General features: G+C 43.2%; 16 protein-coding genes. 5 read left to right on the forward strand and 11 right to left on the reverse strand.

Annotated features, from left to right (window positions below; genetic code table 11):
• Positions 1–73: 73 nt before the first annotated feature.
• Positions 74–1,312, reverse strand: coding sequence for a carboxynorspermidine decarboxylase (locus tag AC2FA3_RS03540; RefSeq protein ID WP_490508338.1), 1,239 nt, complete (start codon positions 1,310–1,312; stop codon positions 74–76).
• Between the two features lie 90 nt (positions 1,313–1,402).
• Between AC2FA3_RS03540 and AC2FA3_RS03545 the strand changes: the two genes are divergently transcribed.
• Positions 1,403–2,068, forward strand: a complete 666-nt coding sequence (locus AC2FA3_RS03545) for a DUF924 family protein (protein WP_490508339.1) — start codon at positions 1,403–1,405, stop codon at positions 2,066–2,068.
• 136 nt (positions 2,069–2,204) lie between these two features.
• Here the strand turns inward: AC2FA3_RS03545 and rnhB are convergent, their stop codons facing one another.
• The gene (gene rnhB, locus AC2FA3_RS03550; protein WP_490508340.1) at positions 2,205–3,077 is read right to left on the reverse strand and encodes a ribonuclease HII; all 873 of its coding nucleotides are present in this window, start codon (positions 3,075–3,077) and stop codon (positions 2,205–2,207) included.
• Between the two features lie 117 nt (positions 3,078–3,194).
• A complete protein-coding gene (gene lpxB / locus AC2FA3_RS03555) occupies positions 3,195–4,520 on the reverse strand; it encodes a lipid-A-disaccharide synthase (RefSeq protein ID WP_490508341.1) in 1,326 nt (441 codons plus the stop codon).
• 445 nt (positions 4,521–4,965) lie between these two features.
• On the opposite strand from lpxB, the gene AC2FA3_RS03560 reads away from it, so the two are divergent.
• On the forward strand, positions 4,966–6,048 hold the full coding sequence (locus AC2FA3_RS03560; protein WP_490508342.1) for a 3-deoxy-7-phosphoheptulonate synthase: 1,083 nt from the start codon (positions 4,966–4,968) through the stop codon (positions 6,046–6,048).
• A gap of 150 nt (positions 6,049–6,198) precedes the next feature.
• On the opposite strand, the gene pepN is transcribed toward AC2FA3_RS03560, so the two are convergent.
• Complete coding sequence (gene pepN / locus AC2FA3_RS03565) at positions 6,199–8,841, reverse strand: aminopeptidase N (RefSeq protein WP_490508343.1); 2,643 nt, start codon at positions 8,839–8,841, stop codon at positions 6,199–6,201.
• Positions 8,842–9,271: 430 nt separating this feature from the next.
• Here pepN and pal point away from each other — a divergent pair, with 430 nt between their 5' ends.
• The gene (gene pal / locus AC2FA3_RS03570) at positions 9,272–9,790 is read left to right on the forward strand and encodes a peptidoglycan-associated lipoprotein Pal (protein ID WP_490508345.1); all 519 of its coding nucleotides are present in this window, start codon (positions 9,272–9,274) and stop codon (positions 9,788–9,790) included.
• Between the two features lie 212 nt (positions 9,791–10,002).
• Positions 10,003–10,719 (forward strand): 4'-phosphopantetheinyl transferase family protein, encoded by a 717-nt coding sequence (locus AC2FA3_RS03575; RefSeq protein ID WP_490508346.1) that lies wholly within the window; start codon positions 10,003–10,005, stop codon positions 10,717–10,719.
• A gap of 121 nt (positions 10,720–10,840) precedes the next feature.
• Here AC2FA3_RS03575 and AC2FA3_RS03580 read toward each other — a convergent pair whose 3' ends face one another.
• Entirely contained in the window at positions 10,841–11,722 is an 882-nt protein-coding gene (locus AC2FA3_RS03580; protein ID WP_490508347.1) for a hypothetical protein, read from the reverse strand.
• Positions 11,723–12,351: 629 nt separating this feature from the next.
• On the opposite strand from AC2FA3_RS03580, the gene AC2FA3_RS03585 reads away from it, so the two are divergent.
• Positions 12,352–13,110, forward strand: coding sequence for an IclR family transcriptional regulator (locus tag AC2FA3_RS03585; RefSeq protein WP_490508348.1), 759 nt, complete (start codon positions 12,352–12,354; stop codon positions 13,108–13,110).
• Positions 13,111–13,250: 140 nt separating this feature from the next.
• On the opposite strand, the gene mmsB is transcribed toward AC2FA3_RS03585, so the two are convergent.
• The 6 genes from mmsB to AC2FA3_RS03615 all read right to left on the reverse strand — a co-directional run bounded on the left by mmsB (position 13,251) and on the right by AC2FA3_RS03615 (position 21,737).
• Entirely contained in the window at positions 13,251–14,225 is a 975-nt protein-coding gene (gene mmsB / locus AC2FA3_RS03590; RefSeq protein WP_490508349.1) for a 3-hydroxyisobutyrate dehydrogenase, read from the reverse strand.
• A gap of 108 nt (positions 14,226–14,333) precedes the next feature.
• Entirely contained in the window at positions 14,334–15,599 is a 1,266-nt protein-coding gene (locus tag AC2FA3_RS03595) for an enoyl-CoA hydratase/isomerase family protein (protein WP_490508350.1), read from the reverse strand.
• Between the two features lie 60 nt (positions 15,600–15,659).
• A complete protein-coding gene (locus AC2FA3_RS03600; protein ID WP_490508351.1) occupies positions 15,660–16,442 on the reverse strand; it encodes an enoyl-CoA hydratase in 783 nt (260 codons plus the stop codon).
• Between the two features lie 105 nt (positions 16,443–16,547).
• A complete protein-coding gene (locus tag AC2FA3_RS03605) occupies positions 16,548–17,708 on the reverse strand; it encodes an acyl-CoA dehydrogenase family protein (RefSeq protein ID WP_490508352.1) in 1,161 nt (386 codons plus the stop codon).
• Positions 17,709–17,908: 200 nt separating this feature from the next.
• Complete coding sequence (locus AC2FA3_RS03610) at positions 17,909–19,393, reverse strand: CoA-acylating methylmalonate-semialdehyde dehydrogenase (protein ID WP_490508353.1); 1,485 nt, start codon at positions 19,391–19,393, stop codon at positions 17,909–17,911.
• 298 nt (positions 19,394–19,691) lie between these two features.
• Complete coding sequence (locus tag AC2FA3_RS03615; RefSeq protein ID WP_490508354.1) at positions 19,692–21,737, reverse strand: propionate--CoA ligase; 2,046 nt, start codon at positions 21,735–21,737, stop codon at positions 19,692–19,694.
• Positions 21,738–21,789: the final 52 nt, after the last annotated feature.

The following is a 21,789-nucleotide window of genomic DNA, read 5'->3' on the forward strand; positions in this document are numbered from 1 at the left end:
AAAATTCGAGAACAATCATCATTTCTAGATAGTTGTTTGGCAGTGTCATTTAATAATCCCAAGCATAATATTGTTATGACAAGCTTGCTTTGTAATCTTGATAATCGAACTCGCGCTGGATATCGATACTGCCATCTAAACGACGGATAACAATCGCTGGCATATTAACGCCGTTAAACCAGTTTTTCTTTACCATGGTATAGCCTGCAGCATTGCCAAAGGTCACGGTGTCACCTATTTTTAGGTTATTTGGCAAGACATACTCACCAAAGATATCGCCTGCCAAACAAGAACGACCATAGATAATCGTATTATCAGCTGATTTAGCGTTCTCGCTGATGGGTGCGATATTGGTAGGGTCGATATCAAGAGAGGCAATATTAATTAAATCACTATTAACAGCTACTATAGGCGCTGACTCACGGTAAATTAGTAAATCAAGCATATGTGCTTCAATTGATGAATCTACTACAGCCAGGTTTTTTTCATTGTGCATGGTATCTAATACCGTCGTCACCAATGACCCAGCGCCATGAATGCTCGCCTCACCCGGCTCAAGATAGACTTGTACGCCATATTTTTCGCTAAAGCCTTTTAATCTCTCAGCAAGTTTCTCTAGCGGATAATCAGGCGCAATAAAGTGAATGCCACCGCCCAAACTTACCCACTCAAGTTGCGCTAAAATATCACCGAATCTGTTCTCGATATCCGCTAAGCTTGCGCTAAACGCCTCAAAGCTATCATTTTCACAGTTGTTATGAATCATAACCCCAGTGATATCAGCAAGTACGGCAGTAATCTTATCTTTATCATGCTCCCCCAAACGGCTAAAAGGACGCGCAGGATCAGCGATAATAAAGGACGAGTTGCTGGTCTTTGGATTTAAGCGCAGCCCAACTGGAATATTCTGAGCAGCAGCCTTATCTTTAAACGCATGCAACTGTGAGATAGAGTTAAAAATAATCTTATCCGCATAGCTTAATACTTCGTCGATTTCATCCGCGCTATAAGCAACGCTGTAGGCGTGGGTTTCTTTTTTATTATCACTGTCTTTACCTTTACCAAAAGTCTCGTAGCCAAGTCTGACTTCATTGAGCGAAGATGACGTCGTACCATGCAGATAAGGCTGCATAACATCAAACACACCCCAAGTGGCAAAGCATTTCAACGCTAGTAAGGCTTTAGCACCTGATAGCTCGCACAGACGCGCGATAATTTTCATATTAGCAACGATTGCCGCTTCATCAAGCAGATAATATGGCGTTGCTGGCAAAGATGAGTGACTGGTTTGTAACGGGGTTTTTGTATTCATAAGAGGTTACCTAATAGCTGAGGTCGGTATCATGACAGACCTAAATAATTGCGCTATAGTAGACTAAATTTATCATAATTAGAATATCTTATGGCTCTCTCGACCGATTATTCCACTGCTAAAAACCCAACCAACCTATCGCATCTCGATCCGCAAAACATCAGTTTAGAGCATCTTCCTGCTGGCGCGCGTGCGGTGTTGGACTTTTGGTTCGATAAAGACAATAAGCAGTATTGGTTTGCGCAAAATGATGGTTTTGATAAGCAAATAAAAGACAAGTTTGCTGATATTTGGCAAGCGGCTAAACGAGGCGAATGTGTGACGTGGCGTATCGCAGAAGCGCCGACGGATAGCAATAGCTCAATCACCGCTTTGGCGGGACGTTTGGCAGAAATTATCGTTTTGGATCAGTTTTCGCGTAATTTATGTCGTGATCAAGCGGATGCTTTTGCGCAAGACAGCATGGCCGTAGCATTGGCACAAGAAGCTATTGGGCAGCCGCATTTTGATAAACTACCAACGCAGTGGCGTAAATTTATTATCATGCCTTTTATGCATTCTGAATCAGCGATGATTCATAAACGCTACCTACCTCTGTTTGAGCAGTTAGATGATGCCAACACGTTAGAATTCGAGCAGCGCCATAAGGACATTATTGAAAAATTTGGCCGTTACCCACATCGTAATGACATTTTAGATCGTGAATCCACTGACGAAGAAGAAGCTTTCTTGGAGCAGCCGAACTCGTCTTTTTAAGTATTTTTTCAGCTTTAAGACATTCTTACTATTGAACGATGAAATAAAAACCACCTATTTAAAATAAATAGGTGGTTTTTATATTTAAATAATAGCAAATTTCTACTTAGGCTATTTTACTAAATATTTTAAAAACCTACTTCTTGTCATTTTCGGTATGTGCTACGTTTTCGAGCGCCTTTCTTACCGGTGCAAAACTACGTCTATGCGCGGTTAATACGCCATATTTTACGATAGCCTCCATGTGAGCGCGCGTCGGATAGCCTTTATGCTTGGCAATGCCAAATTCACGATGCTCAGCATCAAGTGCATACATGGTTTTGTCACGGCTTACTTTTGCTAAGATACTTGCCGCTGCAATACTGGTATGACGCGCATCGCCTTTTACCCAGGCTTGACAGTCAATTACTGACTCTTTTATACCAAGTTTATCAAGGCTTGCATAATCCAAATCTGGAAAACGATTGCCATCAATCAACACCTCAAACTGCCTTTCCGCACTGGTATTAAGGTGCTTGGCAACTATTTCTAACAAAACCTCAGTACATAAGCGCATACCAATCATTGTTGCTTGCAAAATATTGATTTGGTCGATGACAGCAGCCGGTATATCAGCGACGATGTGCCCGACGGCATATCGCTGAACCAACGGATAAAGAATGTCGCGTTTTTTTTCACTCAGCTGCTTAGAATCCGTTAATATAGATAACGGCGTACCTTTGAGTGGCGCGTCCTCGATTAGTCCTGACCAAGTAGCAGGTAATATCGCAGCAGCAACATTGACGCTGCCTAACAGAGGTCCGCGCCCTGCCTCATCGATACCAATTTGTATGGGTGCTTGTTCGCTCTCTTCATTTATCGGATATTGCGCCAACAGCTCAACAATATTTAACTGACCTGATAGCTGTATCGGTGCTGCCAGTTGAATATACTGACCGTTAATATCTACTTGCTCAATACAGATGCTAATTGGCGTGAAAGGATTTGCGCTGCAAGGTGTGTTACTCATAAAATTATACTGTCTTATTTATTAAAAGATTTAAGTGTGATGTAGATAATATTGAAGCTAGTTTACTTATACTTAGAGAACTTAGGTTTAGTAGGTTTATATTTATTGAGCTTAGTCTTAGTTAGTTTGGGATTGATGATTATCATGTAAAAACCACTGTTCAATCACGCTATTGGCAGGGTCATGGTTACTCTGCTGTTGTAATAAATGCTTGGTATCAATCAGCGCCTTTAATTGCTCGGCATAGGCGCGAGGCTGCAGCAGACGCATAACGGTACGACAGATATTATCACCACTTGCCTGCTCTTGGATAAGCTCGGGCACAATCGCGCTATCTGCCAAAATATTGGGCAAACCAACATAAGGGACTTTGACCAAACGTTTAGCAATCTGATAGGTCAGTTGGTTTAATTGATAAATCACCACCATTGGACGCTCAAGTAACATGGCTTCCAAGGTTGCAGTACCCGATGCCAGCATCACCATATCTGACGCCGCCATCGCCTGCTGACTAAACGCAGGCTGGCTTTCATCATAGACCACCACAATCGCCGCGCGCAGCTGCTCTGAGCGTTTATCGATGATATCTTGCACGATATATTGATGGTTTTGATCGACGGTTGGAATGATAAAGCACAGCTTGGGGTCTAATAAAATCAGCTTTTGGATACCATCGAGCATCAGCGGCAAAATAGCGGTAATTTCACCCCTTCTAGAGCCTGGCATGACACAAATAAGCTGACTGACCTCATCAAAGCGATCGATAAAAAACTGCTGTAAACCGTCATTATGCCAGACCAATTCGCTACGGCGCTGATTGACTGGTGTCTCAAGCAGTGTCTGATCAATGGTTCGTAGTAGCGGATGACCAACACATATCGCCGGATGATTATGACGTTCATAAACGGCTAGCTCAAATGGGAATAGGCAAAGCACTAAGTTGGTCGCCGCTTTGATATTATGAATACGCGACTCGCGCCAAGCCCAGATAGAGGGGCTGACATACTGCACGCAAAATACCCCTTGCGGCTTTAATTTCTTCGCCACTCTGAGGTTAAAATCTGGGGCATCGATACCGATAAACCAATCAATATTTGCGGTTTTAAATGCTGCCAACAGTTCTCGACGCGCTTTGAGTAAGTCCGGTAACTGCGCAACCACTTCTACCAAACCCATCACTGCCAAACGTGATAACGGGAAGATACTTTGCAACCCTTGCGCTTGCATCTTTGCGCCGCCAACACCGACCCAAATGATATCATCGCGTAAGTTATTCATCTGCTGCATGAAGTCTGCACCCAAACTATCCCCTGACACTTCACCAGCGACAATACCGATGACCAGTGGAGTAGCCATTACCTCAGGCAATTTATCATCAATATCATAAGCGTCAGGCGCTGACGTTATGGCAGAAGGTTGGTGAGGCGTAGCAGAATCTGTCATGACAAGCTCTCAATATAAATTAGTGCCGCTAAAGTAGCACAGTTAAAATAGGACAAAGAATACAATATGATTATTATAAAATATAGTATATGAAATCGCTTATAAGATGCCCATCAAAAGCTATCTTAGTAGCCTTTATCAGGCTTAAGCTCAATTTATAAGCTTTAAATATAAGTCTTACATTTGGCTGTTTACAAGTTCATCATACGTGACAGCGCTAAAAATAGCTAAAAATAGCCGAATTAGCTAATATAAGCACAGACAAAATTAGCGTTCACTTTAACGCATATTAGGCTTAGCACATCGCTCAGACTTGGCAATGATAACGAAGTTTTAGCCTCAGCATTCCAGTTAGCAGTCAATAAACTGCGCGACTGCCCTTGTCAACCGGCGCTTTTGTCCGCATAATGAAACTCCCTATAAATCAGCTAGACGATATATAACCATGACAACACCAGTTACCCATAATGCAGATATTGACGACGTGAATATTGAAAAATTCATTCCTTTAATCACTCCCGCTGAGCTAAAGTCTGAGCTACCTTTGTCAAATGACGCCTATAACACGGTTCTAAACGGTCGCAATACCATCCAAGATATTCTAGATGGTAAAGACAAGCGTTTATTTGTAGTTATCGGCCCTTGCTCTATTCATGACATTAAAGCCGCCCACGAATATGCCGATCGCTTAGCCGTATTGGCCAAAGAGATTGAAGACAGCATTTTCGTTGTGATGCGTGTCTATTTTGAAAAGCCGCGTACCACGGTTGGCTGGAAAGGCATGATCAACGACCCTGATATGAACGACAGCTTTGATATCGAAAAAGGTCTGCGCACTGCCCGTAAGCTACTACTTGATTTAAATGAAAAAGGTCTGCCGTGCGCCACTGAAGCGTTAGACCCGAATACGCCGCAATACATGCAGGATTTGATTAGCTGGTCAGCGATTGGCGCTCGTACGACTGAAAGCCAAACGCATCGTGAAATGAGCTCAGGTCTATCGTGCCCAGTTGGCTTTAAAAACGGTACAGATGGCGGTATGACAGTCGCAGTCAATGCTATGCAAGCAGTGAAAGAAGGTCATAGCTTCCTTGGCTTATCAGCAGATGGGAAAGTTTCTATCATCAAATCAAAAGGCAACCCTTATGCACACGTGGTACTACGCGGTGGTGATGGCAAGCCTAACTATGATGAAACAGCTGTTGCGCAAGTAGAAAACGAGCTGGCTAAAGGCAAGACCAATAGTAAGATTATGATTGACTCAAGCCATGCCAACTCAGGTAAAGATCCGTATCTGCAACCAATGGTCATCCAAAACGTTGCCGAGCAGATTAAAAACGGTAATAAATCTATTATCGGTCTGATGATAGAGAGCCATCTAAAAGGCGGCAATCAAAAGCTGACCGCTGATTTGAGCCAGCTTGAGTATGGCAAGTCTATCACCGATGGTTGCTTAGATTGGGATAGTACAGTCGTTGCTATGCGCAACCTACGTGACATGGTAAAAGACGTATTGCCGAATCGTTAATCTTTGATAACGATTGCCCATAAGCAAATGCCATTAAGTTTTTAAAGCATTATTAAGCGTTTCATCAAAAAGCCCGTCCGATATTATTATCGAACGGGCTTTTTCTTATAAAATAATTTAGTTTATTGTTATAGAGTCATTTAATTTACCCTACTTACTCGCTGATCCTAAAACACTGTTTAAGCTTTCAATTACGTGCTTAGAGGTCACTTGCTTTTGCAGTTCAATCAACTGCTCATGCGCCATTTGACGACGTGGTTCAGCCAAGGTATCCCAACGTGCCAGCACTTGTAATAAGCGCGATGCTAACACCGGATTGGCATCATCCAGCTTTTTAATCACAGCAATATAAATATCTAAGCCTTCCGCTGTCCATAAGACCGTTGGCTGCGAGGTAAAGGCACTGATGACCGAGCGTACGCGGTTGGGCGTATTCCAATCAAAATCATTATGAGCAAGCAAGTATTTAATAGTATCAGGCGTGACCATATCAGCAGATGCTTGCACACTGAACCATAAATCTATGACCAAATCATCATTTTGGAAGCGATTATAAAAGTCCGTCAAATACTCATCAGCGTTTGCCAGTTGATGATTGACCATTACCTTTAACGCGCCAAAGCGCTCTGTCATACAGCTGGCATTATCATATTGCTGCTGCGCCCATTCAGCTGCATCGGCAACGTTAGCGGTCAATGCCATATCAAGCACCACATTACGTAAGGCACGCGTACCACAAGCTTCAGCACTGTCTTCATAAGCCTGCATGGGTAGCTGCGTATAAAGCTCTGCCCACTGGTCTTTTAACGCTAAGGCAAGCTGTTGATATAAACCTTCACGCTGTGCTTTTACTAGCTCTGGATCATAGTCTTTGTGAATGGCAGATGCCAACTCTGGCGCTGATGGAATATCAAGCAAACGTGCTGCCAACATCGCATCAGTAGCAGCCAATTCTGGTAAGGTTTGCGCTACTGCTTGCAAATACACGTCCGGACAGCTTTTCGCGCCGTGCCCTTGGAGTAAAATACGATTGACCAGCATTTGCGTCACTTGCCAGCGATTAAAACCATTGTCCTCATATTTAAGCAAAAACGCCAAATCTTCATCTTGATAATCATAATTGAGCTGTACTGGCGCACTAAAATCACGTAGCAAGGATACTACTGGCTCGCTTACTACATTCTCGAAGGTAAAGGTTTGGCTTGATTGATCGAGTAACAACATACGCTCAGCGACGATAGCACCAGAATCTTTATCAAATAGCGCCGTCGCTACTGGAATCGGTAGTGATTTTGGCGCATCAAAGCCACTGACATGGCGGGTTTGCTGACTTAAAGTAATCGTTAACGTTTGCGTAGCGCTGTCATAATCTTGGTGCCCAGACACCACAGGCGTACCGGGCTGACGATACCAGTCGATAAAGTCTTCAATTTTGCTATCGGTAATACTGAGCGCCGATAAAAAATCTTCAACCGTGACCGCTTGCCCATCGTAACGACGGAAGTACTCATCCGTACCTTTACGGAAATTATCTGGACCTAGCGTATTAGCAATCATACGGACGATTTCAGCGCCTTTTTCATAGACAGTGGTAGTATAAAAGTTATTAATCTCCACGAAGCTCTCAGGGCGTACAGGGTGCGCCAGTGGTCCTGCGTCTTCAGCAAATTGATGCGCGCGCAATGTCGCCACATCATCGATACGCTGAACGGCACTTGACTGCTGATCGGCTGAAAACGATTGATCCCGATAAACGGTAAAGCCTTCTTTTAAACACAATTGAAACCAATCACGGCAAGTGATTCGATTGCCAGTCCAGTTATGAAAGTATTCATGAGCAATGATAGATTTAACACTAAAGCTGCGCGAATCTGTGGTTGTCTCAGGACTAGACAGTACACAAGCAGTATTAAAGATATTTAAACCCTTATTTTCCATCGCGCCCATATTAAACTGACTAACTGCAACAATCATATAACGGTCTAAATCATAAGCACAACCATAATTGACCTCATCCCATTGCATCGAGTCTTTCAAAGCCTGCATACCGACAGCACATTTATCGATATCTTCAGACTTCGCATAGAGCTCAAGCATCACCTCACGCCCTTCGCTCGTCGTATAGCTATCAGTCAATACATCTAAATCAGCGATGACGCAAGCAAACAAATAGCTTGGCTTATTGGTTGGGTCTTGCCAAATAGCATAATGACGATCAGGCGCATCCACAACTTCACCTGCTTCGAGCAAATTACCATTACTCAATAGCGTTGGAAAACGCTTATCAGCTTCCAAGCGTGTGGTAAATATCGCTAGCACATCAGGGCGGTCTGGATAAAAGGTAATCTTGCGAAAGCCCTCTGGCTCGCACTGGCTGACAAACATCGTATCGTTACCACTGCCGGCAATATATAAGCCTTCAAGCGCCATATTGGTATGCGGATGGATGCGTACTTGCAACTGTAATCTGGTGTTTTCTGGTGCATCGGTAATGGTTAATGTGCCATCCGCTTGTGTATAACGATCACTAGCAAGCGGCTCATCATTAAGCTTAATAGATATCAGCTCAAGCGCTTCTCCATACAGTACCAAGTCGCCATCGGCCTGACGCTGCATCATCAAAGTGCTATCTACAATGGCATGGTCATCAAATAGCTTAATATCCAAATCAACGGTTTCTACATCAAAGCTTGGCGCTCTATAATCTTTTAAATGAATTTTACTTGGGGCATGTGGCGGCACATCTGGCATGTCAGGGTTAATAATTTGAGCAGCGGTTTCAGTGGCGGACATAGATATTCCTATTATTATTTATGGTAAAAAGCTTTTGATAAAAAAGATTGTGATAAAAAATATACGACAAAAATGTATGGTCAGTTACGTTCAAGCGAGTCATCAGTGCAAATTACATTATAGTTAAACTTTTAGTGACACCTAGCTACATTGACCTAAAGCACCAAATTTCAAGTACGATGATCAATAAAATCGATTTAAATACTCACGCTCTACTCTTCGCTCATCGTAATGTTGATTATTACATCAACACTAAGATTAAGGACAAAACTTTAATTAAAATCTACATATCTCTATGTAAGTTCTCGAATTATTTACAGTAATAGTACTTACATAAAGTAACATTTAGTATATGATAGATAGCAATTGCCTAAGTTTTACTAAAAGCAGTTTACAACAACAAATATCATTAAAATTTTAGGAGCTCATTATGTCAACAAGTTTTTCAAAAATCGCTGCCCTAGCAGTATTATCAAGCGCTGTAGTACTAGCATCAGGTTGTGCTAACAAACGCGCGACTTCAGAAGTTGTGGTTGCTCCACTAGGTATCCCAGGTGGTCAAGCGGGCTATAATGGCGCAGTTATCGTTGGTAACTCAAATGCTGTTATTACTGGTGCCGAAAATCTACAGGCAGTGGTTTACTTTGCTTTTGATAGCAGTGAAATCACCTCACAAGCCGCTGGCGTATTAAATCAACATGCAAGCCTACTAAGCTCAAATCCAAACGCCAGTGTTGTTATCGCTGGTCACACTGATGAGCGCGGTAGCCGTGAATATAATATCGCTCTAGGTGAGCGCCGTGCCCAAGCCGCACGTGATTATCTTGCTACCCAAGGCGTTGCGGCAAACAATATCCGTGTTATTAGCTACGGTGAAGAGCGTCCTGCTGCTGCCGGTACGAATGAAGATGCCTATGCACAAAACCGCCGTGCTGAGTTGTCTTACTAATATAATAGTCATTCAATAAGAATTTATTAGTATTCATTCTTTAGCACTAAGAAGCCCAGCAATCATATTGTTGGGGTTTTTTTATTCTATTACGCTAAGATGAGTTTACAAAAGACTTGAGATTCTAAGAGTTTTTAATCATAACAAATCATAAAACCCTCAAAAACCAAATCTCTTAACCACCATAAGCTATTAGCCTTTACTATAAATAAATGATGCAAACCTTAAACTTACATAATATTCAATATACTCAGCTTAACCCCATCACATGGTGCGCGACAGCTGAAGTAACTGCACCTTTCTCTCAAAATCGCGTGGATTTATTGAGTAATTCGCCAGTTCCATCTGCACGCGAAACCGCCTATCATCAGCGCCTGCAACAACGCGCTGGCGTGCGCCTTTTATTACAATCACTACTTAATAAGCTAAATATTATTGACCGTTTGGATGATACAAGCTTCCCTTATCGACTTGTTGACAGTCAATATTACGTGTGTTTTAGTCATACTGGGGCAAGTAATAAAGCCGCTACTCATAAACATAATAATGAAAAATTATTTGAAGATTTAGACAATAAGGTCGCGGTTGTCATTAGTCGTGATCGCCCTGCAGGCATCGATATAGAACTTAATAATGTTAAATGGCAGGTCGCGCCGCGTTTTTACCATGATAATGAGATAGCCATATTGCAAACTCTACCAACTGTTCAACGAGATATTATCGCTAAGCTACTATGGCAAATAAAAGAAAGTTTTATCAAGGTTTATCAATATAAGCTGGCGCAAGGTTTAGGAATGGATTACTCCTATCTCATTGCTGATTTAATACGTGGCGCTACAAGCAATTCACCTTTACTGGTCTTTAGCGATAACAAAAGCAATTACTATATTACTCTTTCACTCTCTCAGCAAACTGTGATTGTTCATTAACGATTTTTTAATTCAATCAAAGTTGTGCTAAGTGATTTTAGACCAAAAAAAACGACCCCTCTCAGGATCGTTTTTTTATTATTACTTTTCTTCTAATAGCAGTCGTTAAACTGTGATTAGCTTAGAAGCGGTAAGTTGCACCAACTTTAACAATTGGCATCCACTCTAACCAATCTTTATCTTCAAGCTCATTTTTAGCTAAATTAGCTACTTGGCCAGGAGTTAGTCCTGGTACAACAGTACCACCAGGATTAACGCCATCTTCTACACGTACTGGACCTGACTTACTTGCAGTAACATTTGCATCAGTTTGACCCATGTATGCAGCACCGATTTCACCAAACAAACCGAAGTTGTTGGTAATATTAGGACGGAAACCGATAGTAGCGTAAGGTGCTAGCTTGTTGCGATGATCCATACTACCTTTAAGAACGCCTACGTCATCAGCATTATATTTCACGCCATTAACTTTATAAACGCCGCCATTAGGGTTAGCAGTTACATCAAAGCTATTATCAGGAACGATGATACCAGCACCCATAGTGAACCAGTTCGCCATAGGACGTAATTGTACACCTAGGTACGGGTTGCTAAAATCAGAATCAACGTCGTAGTTTACATCGTTTGCATCAAAGTCGCCGCCGAATAGGTCAGCAACATCGCCGCCTGCCCAACCAGCTTGTAGTTCAGTTTTGTCGTTAAGTGCCCAACCGATGTTAGCACCATAACCTAGTGTACCAACTTCAGCGCTGATAGCAGCTGGATGAGTAACCGTTTGGAAGAAAGTTTTAGTACCACCAACAACAGCACCAGTAGTATTACGTACAACACCAGCATCAGCATTGTATGCATAAGCAGGTTGTACTTCATAAGCAACAGCTACTGGCTCAGCTTCGTATACAACTGCGTCATTACCGTCTACAACGATAACAGGTTGCGCTGCCAATGCAGCACTTGATGCTAAAACTGCAGCAGAGATAGCTGTCAATTTAATAAGTTTCATAAATACTCTCCTAAAGTGTGAAATAACTCGCCCATAAAAAATGATAATTTAGCTTCTTTTTAAACGACCATTTTTGTTGAGCTGATTAAAACAATTTTGGCTCCAAAAGTCACCCCCATGGATGCGCTTTTTATTTGCCGTTATGTAAAGATTGCATAGATATTGTAATAATTGCTACACCAACCGGTAAAACTTCGCGTTCCTGTTACACAACACTCTCAAAGCAACTGAATAGTACAAACATGAATATTGAATTGCTTAACGCTCATGTAAAGGTATTACAAAACATGTCAGTATAATGACCTACCTCACACTTTAACTCAATTACAGTTATAGAGTTTATTACTACAGTTTGTTTTCGTTTGTGAGTTAACGTATCTAACATTACCTAAACCACAGATTACCTGAAACACAGATAGGCTAAAAATCCAACCATATAGGAAATCGGTATGGTACATAAATGTGTTTATATATAATGAGATATAAGCTTGTCTAAGCGCTATATTATGCTAAATTATACTTAACAATAGATTTGTTTTTAGTCTTTGGATTTATTGACTTCTATTACCTTACTTAAAACATCCTTTTGTTCTTTGCTTTACTCTTATCATTCTTATTGAGCCATTTATATGCCTAAAGTATCGTCGATTACCCGTGTGTTAGAGATTATCGAAGCGGTCTCTTACGCTTCTAAACCCCTCTCACCACTTGAGCTGTCGCAAGAGCTTGATATCCCAAAACCTACTATTCATCGATTGATTCAAAATTTGGTTGATGAAGGGTTTGTTACAGTCGATATTGGCGGCGGTATTATTCCTGGCAAGCGGGTACGTAACTTGAGCGTCGAGCTTTGGCAGCAGCGTCAGTTCTTTAATGAGCGTCAGATAATTCTGCACAAATTGGTTGATGAGATTAAAGAGACCTGTGGTATTGCCATTCCGTATCAAATGGACATGATGTATACCAATCGAGCTAACACCTCGTTACCCTTGCAAATTTATCTTCCTGTAGGCGCAAAATCACCGATGTGGTGTACGGCCACGGGTAAGTTGTATCTAAGCCAATTATCTGCGACCAGCCGCGCTAAAATACTGCAAGGCCTACCGCTAGATAAATTCACCAAAAATACGATTACGGATATTGATGCGTTAAATGCCGAGCTTGATCGTATCGCTGAGACGGGTATCGGTATCGATAACGAAGAGTTTATCTCAGAGATGGTCGCGGTGTCGGTACCGGTATTGGATAAAAAATTACGCTATTTAGCATCCTTATATATTCATGCCCCAACCATCCGTGTGTCATTAGATGAGCTAATGACACACGTGCCGCGTTTGCAAACAGCAGCGCAGGATATTCAAGCTTTGGTGTATGAGCTACAAAACTAAAATCTGTATATTGCTAAATAAAAAAAGGTCTGCGCTATAAAACTAGCGCAGACCTTTTTTCTTGCTCATACTATCTATATGAAAAGGTATTAAGACTAAATATAGATAAACGTTCTAATTTAGAAAGCTCCTTAAGAAAACTAAGACAAGACCGAACTGTCATGACGCGCCATAATACTGGAAAAGTCCTTATCGCCATTTTCTACCGTATGTGCTTCGTAAAGCTCTGTCGCTTTGGCTCCCATTGGCGTCTCAACATTGGTATCCTTAGCCGTTTGCATCGCAAGATTAAGATCCTTTTGCATCAACTTACTCATAAAGCCCCCTTGATAGCCATTACTAGAGGGAACGTTTTCCATCACTTGCGGATAAGGGTTATAGACTTCTAATGTCCAATTACGGCCTGAGCTTTGTAGCATGATATCTGATAATACTTTAGGGTCGAGGCCGTTTTTGACGCCCAGATTAATGGCTTCTGCTGTTCCTGCCATCAAAATCCCAAGCAGCATGTTATTACAGATTTTTGCAACTTGTCCTGCACCGTGTTCGCCTGCATGAAAAATATTTTTCCCCATGACAGCTAGTATCGGCTCGGCTTTGGCAAAGGCGTCGTCGCTGCCACCGACGATAAAGGTTAACGTACCAACGATAGCACCGCCTGTACCGCCAGAGACTGGTGCATCTAAGAAGTCGATACCAAGCTTACTTGCCGCCTCTGCAACCAATCTTGCATCAGCAGCAGCGATGGTACTGCTATCAATAACTAATGTACCTTTAGGCAATACTGCCAGCAAACCATCAGCGCCGCTGTCACCTAGATAGACAGAATGGACGTGCTTACCAGCCGGCAACATGCTAATGATGACCTGTGCATTGCTCGCAGCATCTTTAGGACTATCAGCCACACTAGCGCCTGCTTGCTGCAAGCGCTGGGTCGCATCCGCAGACAAATCATAAACAGACAGTGTATAACCTGCTTTTAACAAGTTCTCTGCCATCGGTGCACCCATATTACCAAGACCAATAAAGGCTATATTTGGCTTGGCAGTATTGTTATTGGTCGTAACCGTATTCTTTGTTTCTTGATTACTTAGATCTGTATCCTTTGTACCCATCTCATCGCTCCTTGATGATTGCTTATTTATATATATGTGTAGACAGTGCTACATAGAGTATTACATTTCTTAATTTATACCTGATTCTTATAATGAGCTTACAAGCCTTTAGCGCACAAGCTGACTACCTAACGCTTCTTCACCCAACCAATTGCCTAATGGATGCTCACCTGTAGCATAAGGATTCACAAAGTGGCTATGAATATACGCCTGCCCTTCGGTGCTGAGACAGTCTGCTAGTGAACGCGACCATTGTGGGTTACGATCTTTATCAATCAGTAGTGCGCGTACGCCTTCTTTAAAGTCAGGATTGGCTGCACAGTGTACCGCCACGTTGGTTTCTAAATACAGAACTTGCTCTAGCGATAAGTCAGTGACTTTATGATAAAGCGCATAGGTCAGCGCTGCAGTCACTGGGCAGCCATGTCGATAGGTTGCTACGGCTCGCTGCGTCCAACTGTCGGCAGCAAAATCTGCATCAAGTTGTGTAAGCGCTTCGTCGCTTTGTAATAGCGCATTAATATCACCCAAGCCACCGCTGTTCATCAGATGCTGGATAGCACTCCAATGCTGTGCAAGCTTACTAGCAGGCAATTTAGCAACTGGTTGCGCTGCCAGTGCGCGGCTCACGATACTATGAGCGCTATCGTTATGGCATTTATAGGTATTACCAGCTGCCACTTGCCAATTGCTCTGTTTTAAACCTTGTATGATGGCATCATAATCACTACTGGCAACGGCATACTCTGCAAGATTAGCTAATAAAGCGTCATTGCCATTACACATCGCACCCGTTAGCCCTAAAAACAAACCTGTCTTAGCCGGCATGCGCTGCAAGAACCAACTGCCAGAGGCGTCAGGGAAAAGTCCAATAGTCACTTCTGGCATCGCAAAGCGGGTGCGCTCAGTGACCAGACGATGACTGCAACCAGCCATTAGGCCCATACCGCCACCCATAATAATGCCATCACCCCATAGGATAAGCGGCTTAGGGTAAAAGTGCATCTGTCGATAGAGATTGTACTCACTACCGAAAAACTCTGTCGCATAAGGGTTTGGCAGCGGTGCTGTTTCTGACATACTGTCATAGAGTTTACGGATATCACCGCCAGCACAAAAGGCTTTATCCCCTGCCCCTTTTAGCACCAATGCCACTACCTGATCATCACTTTTCCACTGCTCTAGCTTTTGGGATAACAACTGACACATCTCCACACTTAAAGCATTGAGAGATTTTGGTGTATTCAACGTCATTATCCCAATGAGATGACCACAGTCTGTCGTTTCAGTTTGAAACAATACTGGTGCTTCTTGTGCAATTTTTTCTACGGCTTTCTGATTATTGTCATCCGTCGCTGTCATAGCTGCTGTCATAAAAGTGACCTACAAAGATTAAAAGGGAAAGTATTAGAATGAAGTCTGATGCAATTTTGCCTATTTATTTTGCCAAGTGGGTTTACGTTTCTCTAAGAAGGCTTGCACGCCTTCACGCTGGTCTTTGGTGTCGAATAACTTAACAAAAGCTTCGCGCTCATGGATAAGGTTTTGTGCAGGCGGGGTGTTTCTTGCTGCTTGAATAAGTTCTTTAGAGTAACTGACGGCGACAGGCGATTGCTTAGCGACTTTTTGCGCCAATGCTTGCGCCGCTAATAAACCACCACCTTTTGCCGTGACTTCTTCGACTAAACCAATGCGTAATGCGGTATCAGCATCGACGCGCTCACCGCATAATATCATGCGCTTTGCCCAGCCTTCGCCAACCAACATAGTCAGGTTTTGTGTGCCACCAGCGCACGGCAATAAGCCAACGCCTGTCTCGGGCAATGCCATCTGTGCATGCGCTTCTGCGATACGGATATCACAGGCCAGCGCGCACTCAAGTCCACCACCCATCGCATAACCGTTGATGACCGCGATGCTAACGCCGCGATAGGCTGATAGCGCTTCAAACGCTTCACCAAAAGCGATAGCCATGCTGATGGCACGACCTTTATCACCATCTGCAAAATTATTTAAATCTGCACCAGCTGAAAAGAACTTCTCGCCATCGCCATGAATAATTAAGGCATAAACATCATCATTCGCATTGAGGTCAGAAACCAGCTGCTTGAGCGCTGGTAGACTTTCAATCGTCCATGTATGAGCTGGTGGGTTGTTTAATGTCACGGTAGCAGTATGACCGTCAATCGATAATTGAAGATTGGTATAATCCGTCATAAATAATCCTTTATTTTATTTGAATTTGATACGGCTTCTTAAAAAGTAAAGTTATTAAACAGCCATAGAAAACCATAGCGAAATATAAATAGTAGCATTATAAAATCAACGCAATTGACTCAATGCCTCATCTTGTAGCAGCTGACGCGAGACAATCACGCGCATGATTTCATTGGTGCCTTCTAAAATTTGATGAACACGCAAATCTCGCACATGGCGCTCAAGTGGATACTCATTTAGATAGCCATAGCCACCATGTAGTTGCAGAGCTTCATTAGCGACATCAAAACAAAGATCTGTAGAAAGACGCTTGGCCATAGCACAGTAGGTGGATGCTTGCCCATCATTGTTATCGACTTTATTAGCTGCTAAATACAGCATTTGCCTTGCAGTAATGGTTTGAGTGAGCATATCGGCCAGTTTAAACTGTACTGATTGTAAGCTGGCAATCGCGCTACCAAATTGGCTGCGTTCTTGCACGTAATTGGTTGCTGTTTCTAGTGCAGACTGCGCGGTACCCACTGCACAGATACCGATATTAATACGACCGCCATCTAAACCTTTCATAGCGATACGAAAACCTTGGCCTTCCTCACCTATCAGATTTTCTGCTGGCACTTTGACATCTTTAAAGCTGATGGTGCGCGTTGGCTGCGCTTTCCAGCCCATTTTATGCTCATTTTTCCCATACTCGATACCGGCGCTATCAGCGTCTACTACAAAAGCTGAAATACCTTTTGGTCCTGCACCACCTGTGCGAGCCATCACTACTAAGATATCAGTCGAGCCTGCGCCTGAAATAAAGGTTTTTTCCCCATTGAGTACGTAATGGTCGCCTTGCTTATCAGCTTTGGTACGTAACGATGCAGCATCAGAACCGGCGTTCGGCTCAGTTAAGCAGTAACTGCCAAGCCACTCACCGCTGACCATATTTGGCAAATACTTCCTACACAAAGTATCGCTGCCATACTCACCGATCATCCAGCTAGCCATATTATGAATACTCATATAGGCAGCAACCGCCGTATCACCCCATGCCAGTTCCTCAAAAACCATAGCAGAGTCTAAGCGTGGCAATCCCAAACCATCATATTCTGGATTGGTATATAGCCCTAAAAAGCCAAGTTCGCCTGATTTTTTAATCACATCGACTGGGAAATGCGAGGTGCGATCCCATTCAGCCGCATTGGGCCTTAGCTCTTTTTGGGCAAACTGTCTGGCAGTTTGGCGAAAGGCCATTTGATCTTCGGTCAGTGAAAAATCCATAGGGTCATCCTTGTGCTTAAAAAGCAAATATGGTGGAGAGAATTTGGTAAAGTGTCAATTTAATGTCACTTATATAATGCTACTTATAAATGTCACTTATAATAGCGGCGGCATAACGACAATCAAAAAATCATGCATCAGTGTCTAAAAAACATAGTAAGCAAGATTGACGTTACACCGCTAATATAGTGAATTAATGATTAAATTGAAATAGTGGTATTAACCCCGCGGCTCGCCTCATCATCAAACCAGCGCGCCGTGACAGTCTTGGTTTGAGTATAGAATTGCACAGCCTGCTTACCATAAGGACCCAAATCACCAAGCTTACTAGCGCGTGAGCCTGAGAACGAGAACATTGGTAGTGGCACAGGAATCGGCAAATTAATACCGATTTGACCGACTTGGATATCTTGCTGGAACTTATGCGCTGCAGCTCCTGACTGAGTGAAGATAGCGGTACCATTACCATGCGGATTGGCATTGAGTAACTCAATCGCTTCATCTAAGCTATTGGCACGCATGATACATAATACTGGACCAAAGATTTCTTCTTTATAAATTTGCATATCCGCAGTGACGTTATCAAAGATAGTAGGTCCTACAAAGTTGCCCTTCTCATAACCTTCAACCGTAATGCCACGACCATCAAGAATCAAGCTCGCCCCTTCTTCTACACCAGTACCAATCAAATGCTCAACACGAGCTTTTGCAGCAGGAGAAATCAGCGGACCTAAATCTTTATCATGCTTACCGGCTGAGACAATCAAACCTTCTGCTTTGGCTTTGATATCATCAATCCACTCACCTGCTGCACCGACTAGTACCACGACTGACAGCGCCATACAACGTTGGCCAGCAGCACCAAAAGCAGCACCCGCTAGCTGATTGAGCGTTTGCTCTTTATTGGCATCAGGTAAGATAACGCCGTGGTTTTTTGCGCCCATCATACATTGAGCACGTTTGCCTGATTTACTAGCACGCTCATAGACGTGCTTACCGACATTGGTAGAGCCAACAAATGAAACCGCTTTGATGTCTGGGTGATCACAAATGGCATCAACCGTAGCCTTGCCGCCATGCACTACGTTGAGTACGCCTTCAGGTACGCCAGCTTCAACTGCCAACTCAACCAAACGCATGGTCACCATTGGATCCTGTTCAGAAGGCTTAAGGATAAAGGTATTGCCCGTGGCAATCGCCATTGGGAACATCCATAATGGAATCATCGCTGGAAAGTTAAACGGTGTAATGCCTGCGCAGACGCCAAGTGGCTGCCAAATGCTGTAAGTATCAACGCCCGAGGCGACGTTTTCAACGAAATCACCAATCTGCAAGTTAGCAATACCAGCGGCATGCTCAACCACTTCTAAACCACGGAATACATCACCGCGCGCATCAGCAATCGTTTTGCCTTGCTCAGCGGTTAAGATTTCTGCCAGCTCGTCCATATGGTCGCGAATCAATGCCTGATATTTTAGAAAGATACGGGCACGCGTGGTAATTGGTGTTTTGCGCCACGTTTGAAAAGCGGCCTTTGCTGCTGCAACGGCTTGATTGATTTCATCGTCAGTGGTTTGCGGAACTTTAGCGATAACTTCTTGCGTGGCGGGATCGGTAATATCAATCCATTCGCTGGTATTAGAATCAACAAATTGACCATTGATGAGCTGCTGAACGTGGTGCATAAGATTTCCTTATCTTGTTTACCGGACTGCCGTGTGACGGTGTCTTCGTGTGCGTAAAAGGTGTTAAAAATAATAAGTTTTTAGCAATCAAATATAATTTTAAAATGATTTGTTTCGTATCATTATTGACTATAACAATAAAACAATTTTAGGGTCAAGTCTTTTATTGGTACTAATCGTGTCTACCGTTAAACTAAAAAAGCTCATGATGATTCATGAGCTTTTTTAATGACACTAATTTTATGGTGTTAATAGCTTTATCGATCTACTATCAGTACCATTCAACCACTGGTATTTATCAATAGTCTTTCATCGATTGTTTAATGGCATCAATCGCTGTTGGATTATCAAGCGTTGACATATCTCCCGTCTCATTACCTTCTGCTAAAGCGCGAATAGCACGGCGTAAGATCTTACCAGAGCGCGTCTTTGGTAATGCTTGCGGGAAGTAAATCGCCGCTGGCCTTGCAATACCGCCAAGCGATTTGATCACCGCACCAATGACCTGCTGCTCAATGCGGAAGCGGTTTTCTGTCGTTGCCACTTGCTCGTGATCTTTGAGCACACAGAAGGCGATGGGCAATTCGCCTTTTAACTCATCTTGGATACCGACGACCGCACACTCTGCCATTTCTGGATGGGTGCTGATAGCCTCTTCAATCTCTTGCGTCCCAATACGATGACCGGCAACGTTAATCACATCATCGGTACGTCCTAATATATAAAAATAACCCTCTTTGTCAGTCACAGCATAGTCTGAGGTTGAGTATTGCTTGCCGTCAAATAAACCAAAATAACTGCTAATAAAGCGCTCGTCATTACGCCATACGGTGGTTAAACAGCCTGGCGGTAAAGGTGCGCGAATCGCTAGCAGACCTTTTTCACCTGCAGCACAAGGCTCGCCTGTTTCTTCATTAATGACATGCGCATCATAGCCATACATCGGATAACCGGGTGAACCTTGCTTGTGCGGTTTATGATTAAACTTGGGCGTATTACTTAGAATCGGCCAACCCGATTCTGTCTGCCAGTAATGATCTAAAATTGGCACTCCTAAATGCTTAGTCAGCCAATTGGCCGTTGACTCATCAAGTGGCTCACCTGCTAAAAAGAACGACTTGACGCTTGAAACATCATAGCGCGTCATCCAAGTCTCATCTTGTTTTTTGAGCATACGTACACCGGTCGGTGCGGTGAATAAGATATTCACTTTATTGGCTTCGACAATGCGCCACCAGATACCTGGATTTGGGCGATGCGGTAAGCCTTCATACATGATACTGGTCATGCCAGCGAGCAACGGTGCATAAATGGTATAAGAATGCCCAACGGCCCAGCCGATATCTGATATTGCCCAAAACGTCTCGCCCGCCTTGCCATCGTAGATATAATCCATCGACGTCGTCAGTGCCACTGCATGACCGCCCGTATCGCGTTGCACGCCTTTTGGCGTACCAGTGGTACCTGAGGTATAAAGCAAATAAGAGGGCGTGTTAGATTCTAGCCAAACTGGTTCAACAATGGCATTGGCTTTACAGCTGATGCGGCGCTGGGTTGCATAATCCACATCAATAGCTTGCGGCTCAAATGGTAGTACACCGCGATTGACCACTAGCACATGCTCTGGCTTGACCGTTGCTTGCTCGATACCTTGATTCACAAGGCTCTTATAGTTAACGACCTTACCGCCACGTAGGCCGGCATCAACGGTAATCACCATTTTTGCTTCGGCATCATCCATACGAATAGCCAGATTATGCGCGGCAAAGCCACCAAACACCACTGAATGCACCGCACCAATACGAGCGCAGGCTAACATCGCGTAAGCGGCTTCTAGTATCATCGGCATATAGATAATGACGCGATCGCCTTGCTTAATACCGTGACGCTGTAGTACATCTGCGAAATAATTGACTTCTTTATAAAGATCGTTGTAAGTCAGGCGACGCTTGGTATAGTCAGTATAAAACTCAACGTTATTGCCCAAATCTTTAAACGCATCAACCACAGCGGGGAAGGTTTCTATTAATTCTTGATTAATCTCAGATGAGAGCCAGATAAAAGCATCCTGCTCTGCGCGTTCTTCAAGGTGACGATCGACACAGTTATAGCAGAGATTGGTTTCACCGCCGACGTACCATTTGGCAAACGGCAAATTCCTGTCATCAAGAATTTGCTCAGGCTCTTTATGCCAATAAATACGCTTAGCTTGCTCTGCCCAAAACTGCGCTTTATTTTCAATAGAGGAGCGATAAATATCAGCAAAGGTTTGATTGTTAGTTGGCGCTTGAGAGGTTTGGGTTGAAGTTTGGTTGGTCACTGCAGTGGCGGTTTGCTCGCTCATAATAGCTGTCCTTAGCATAAATGATGGGTGATGCGATATATGTATCCGATAA

Source organism: Janibacter sp. CoH_79_TC_3, assembly GCF_058197955.1.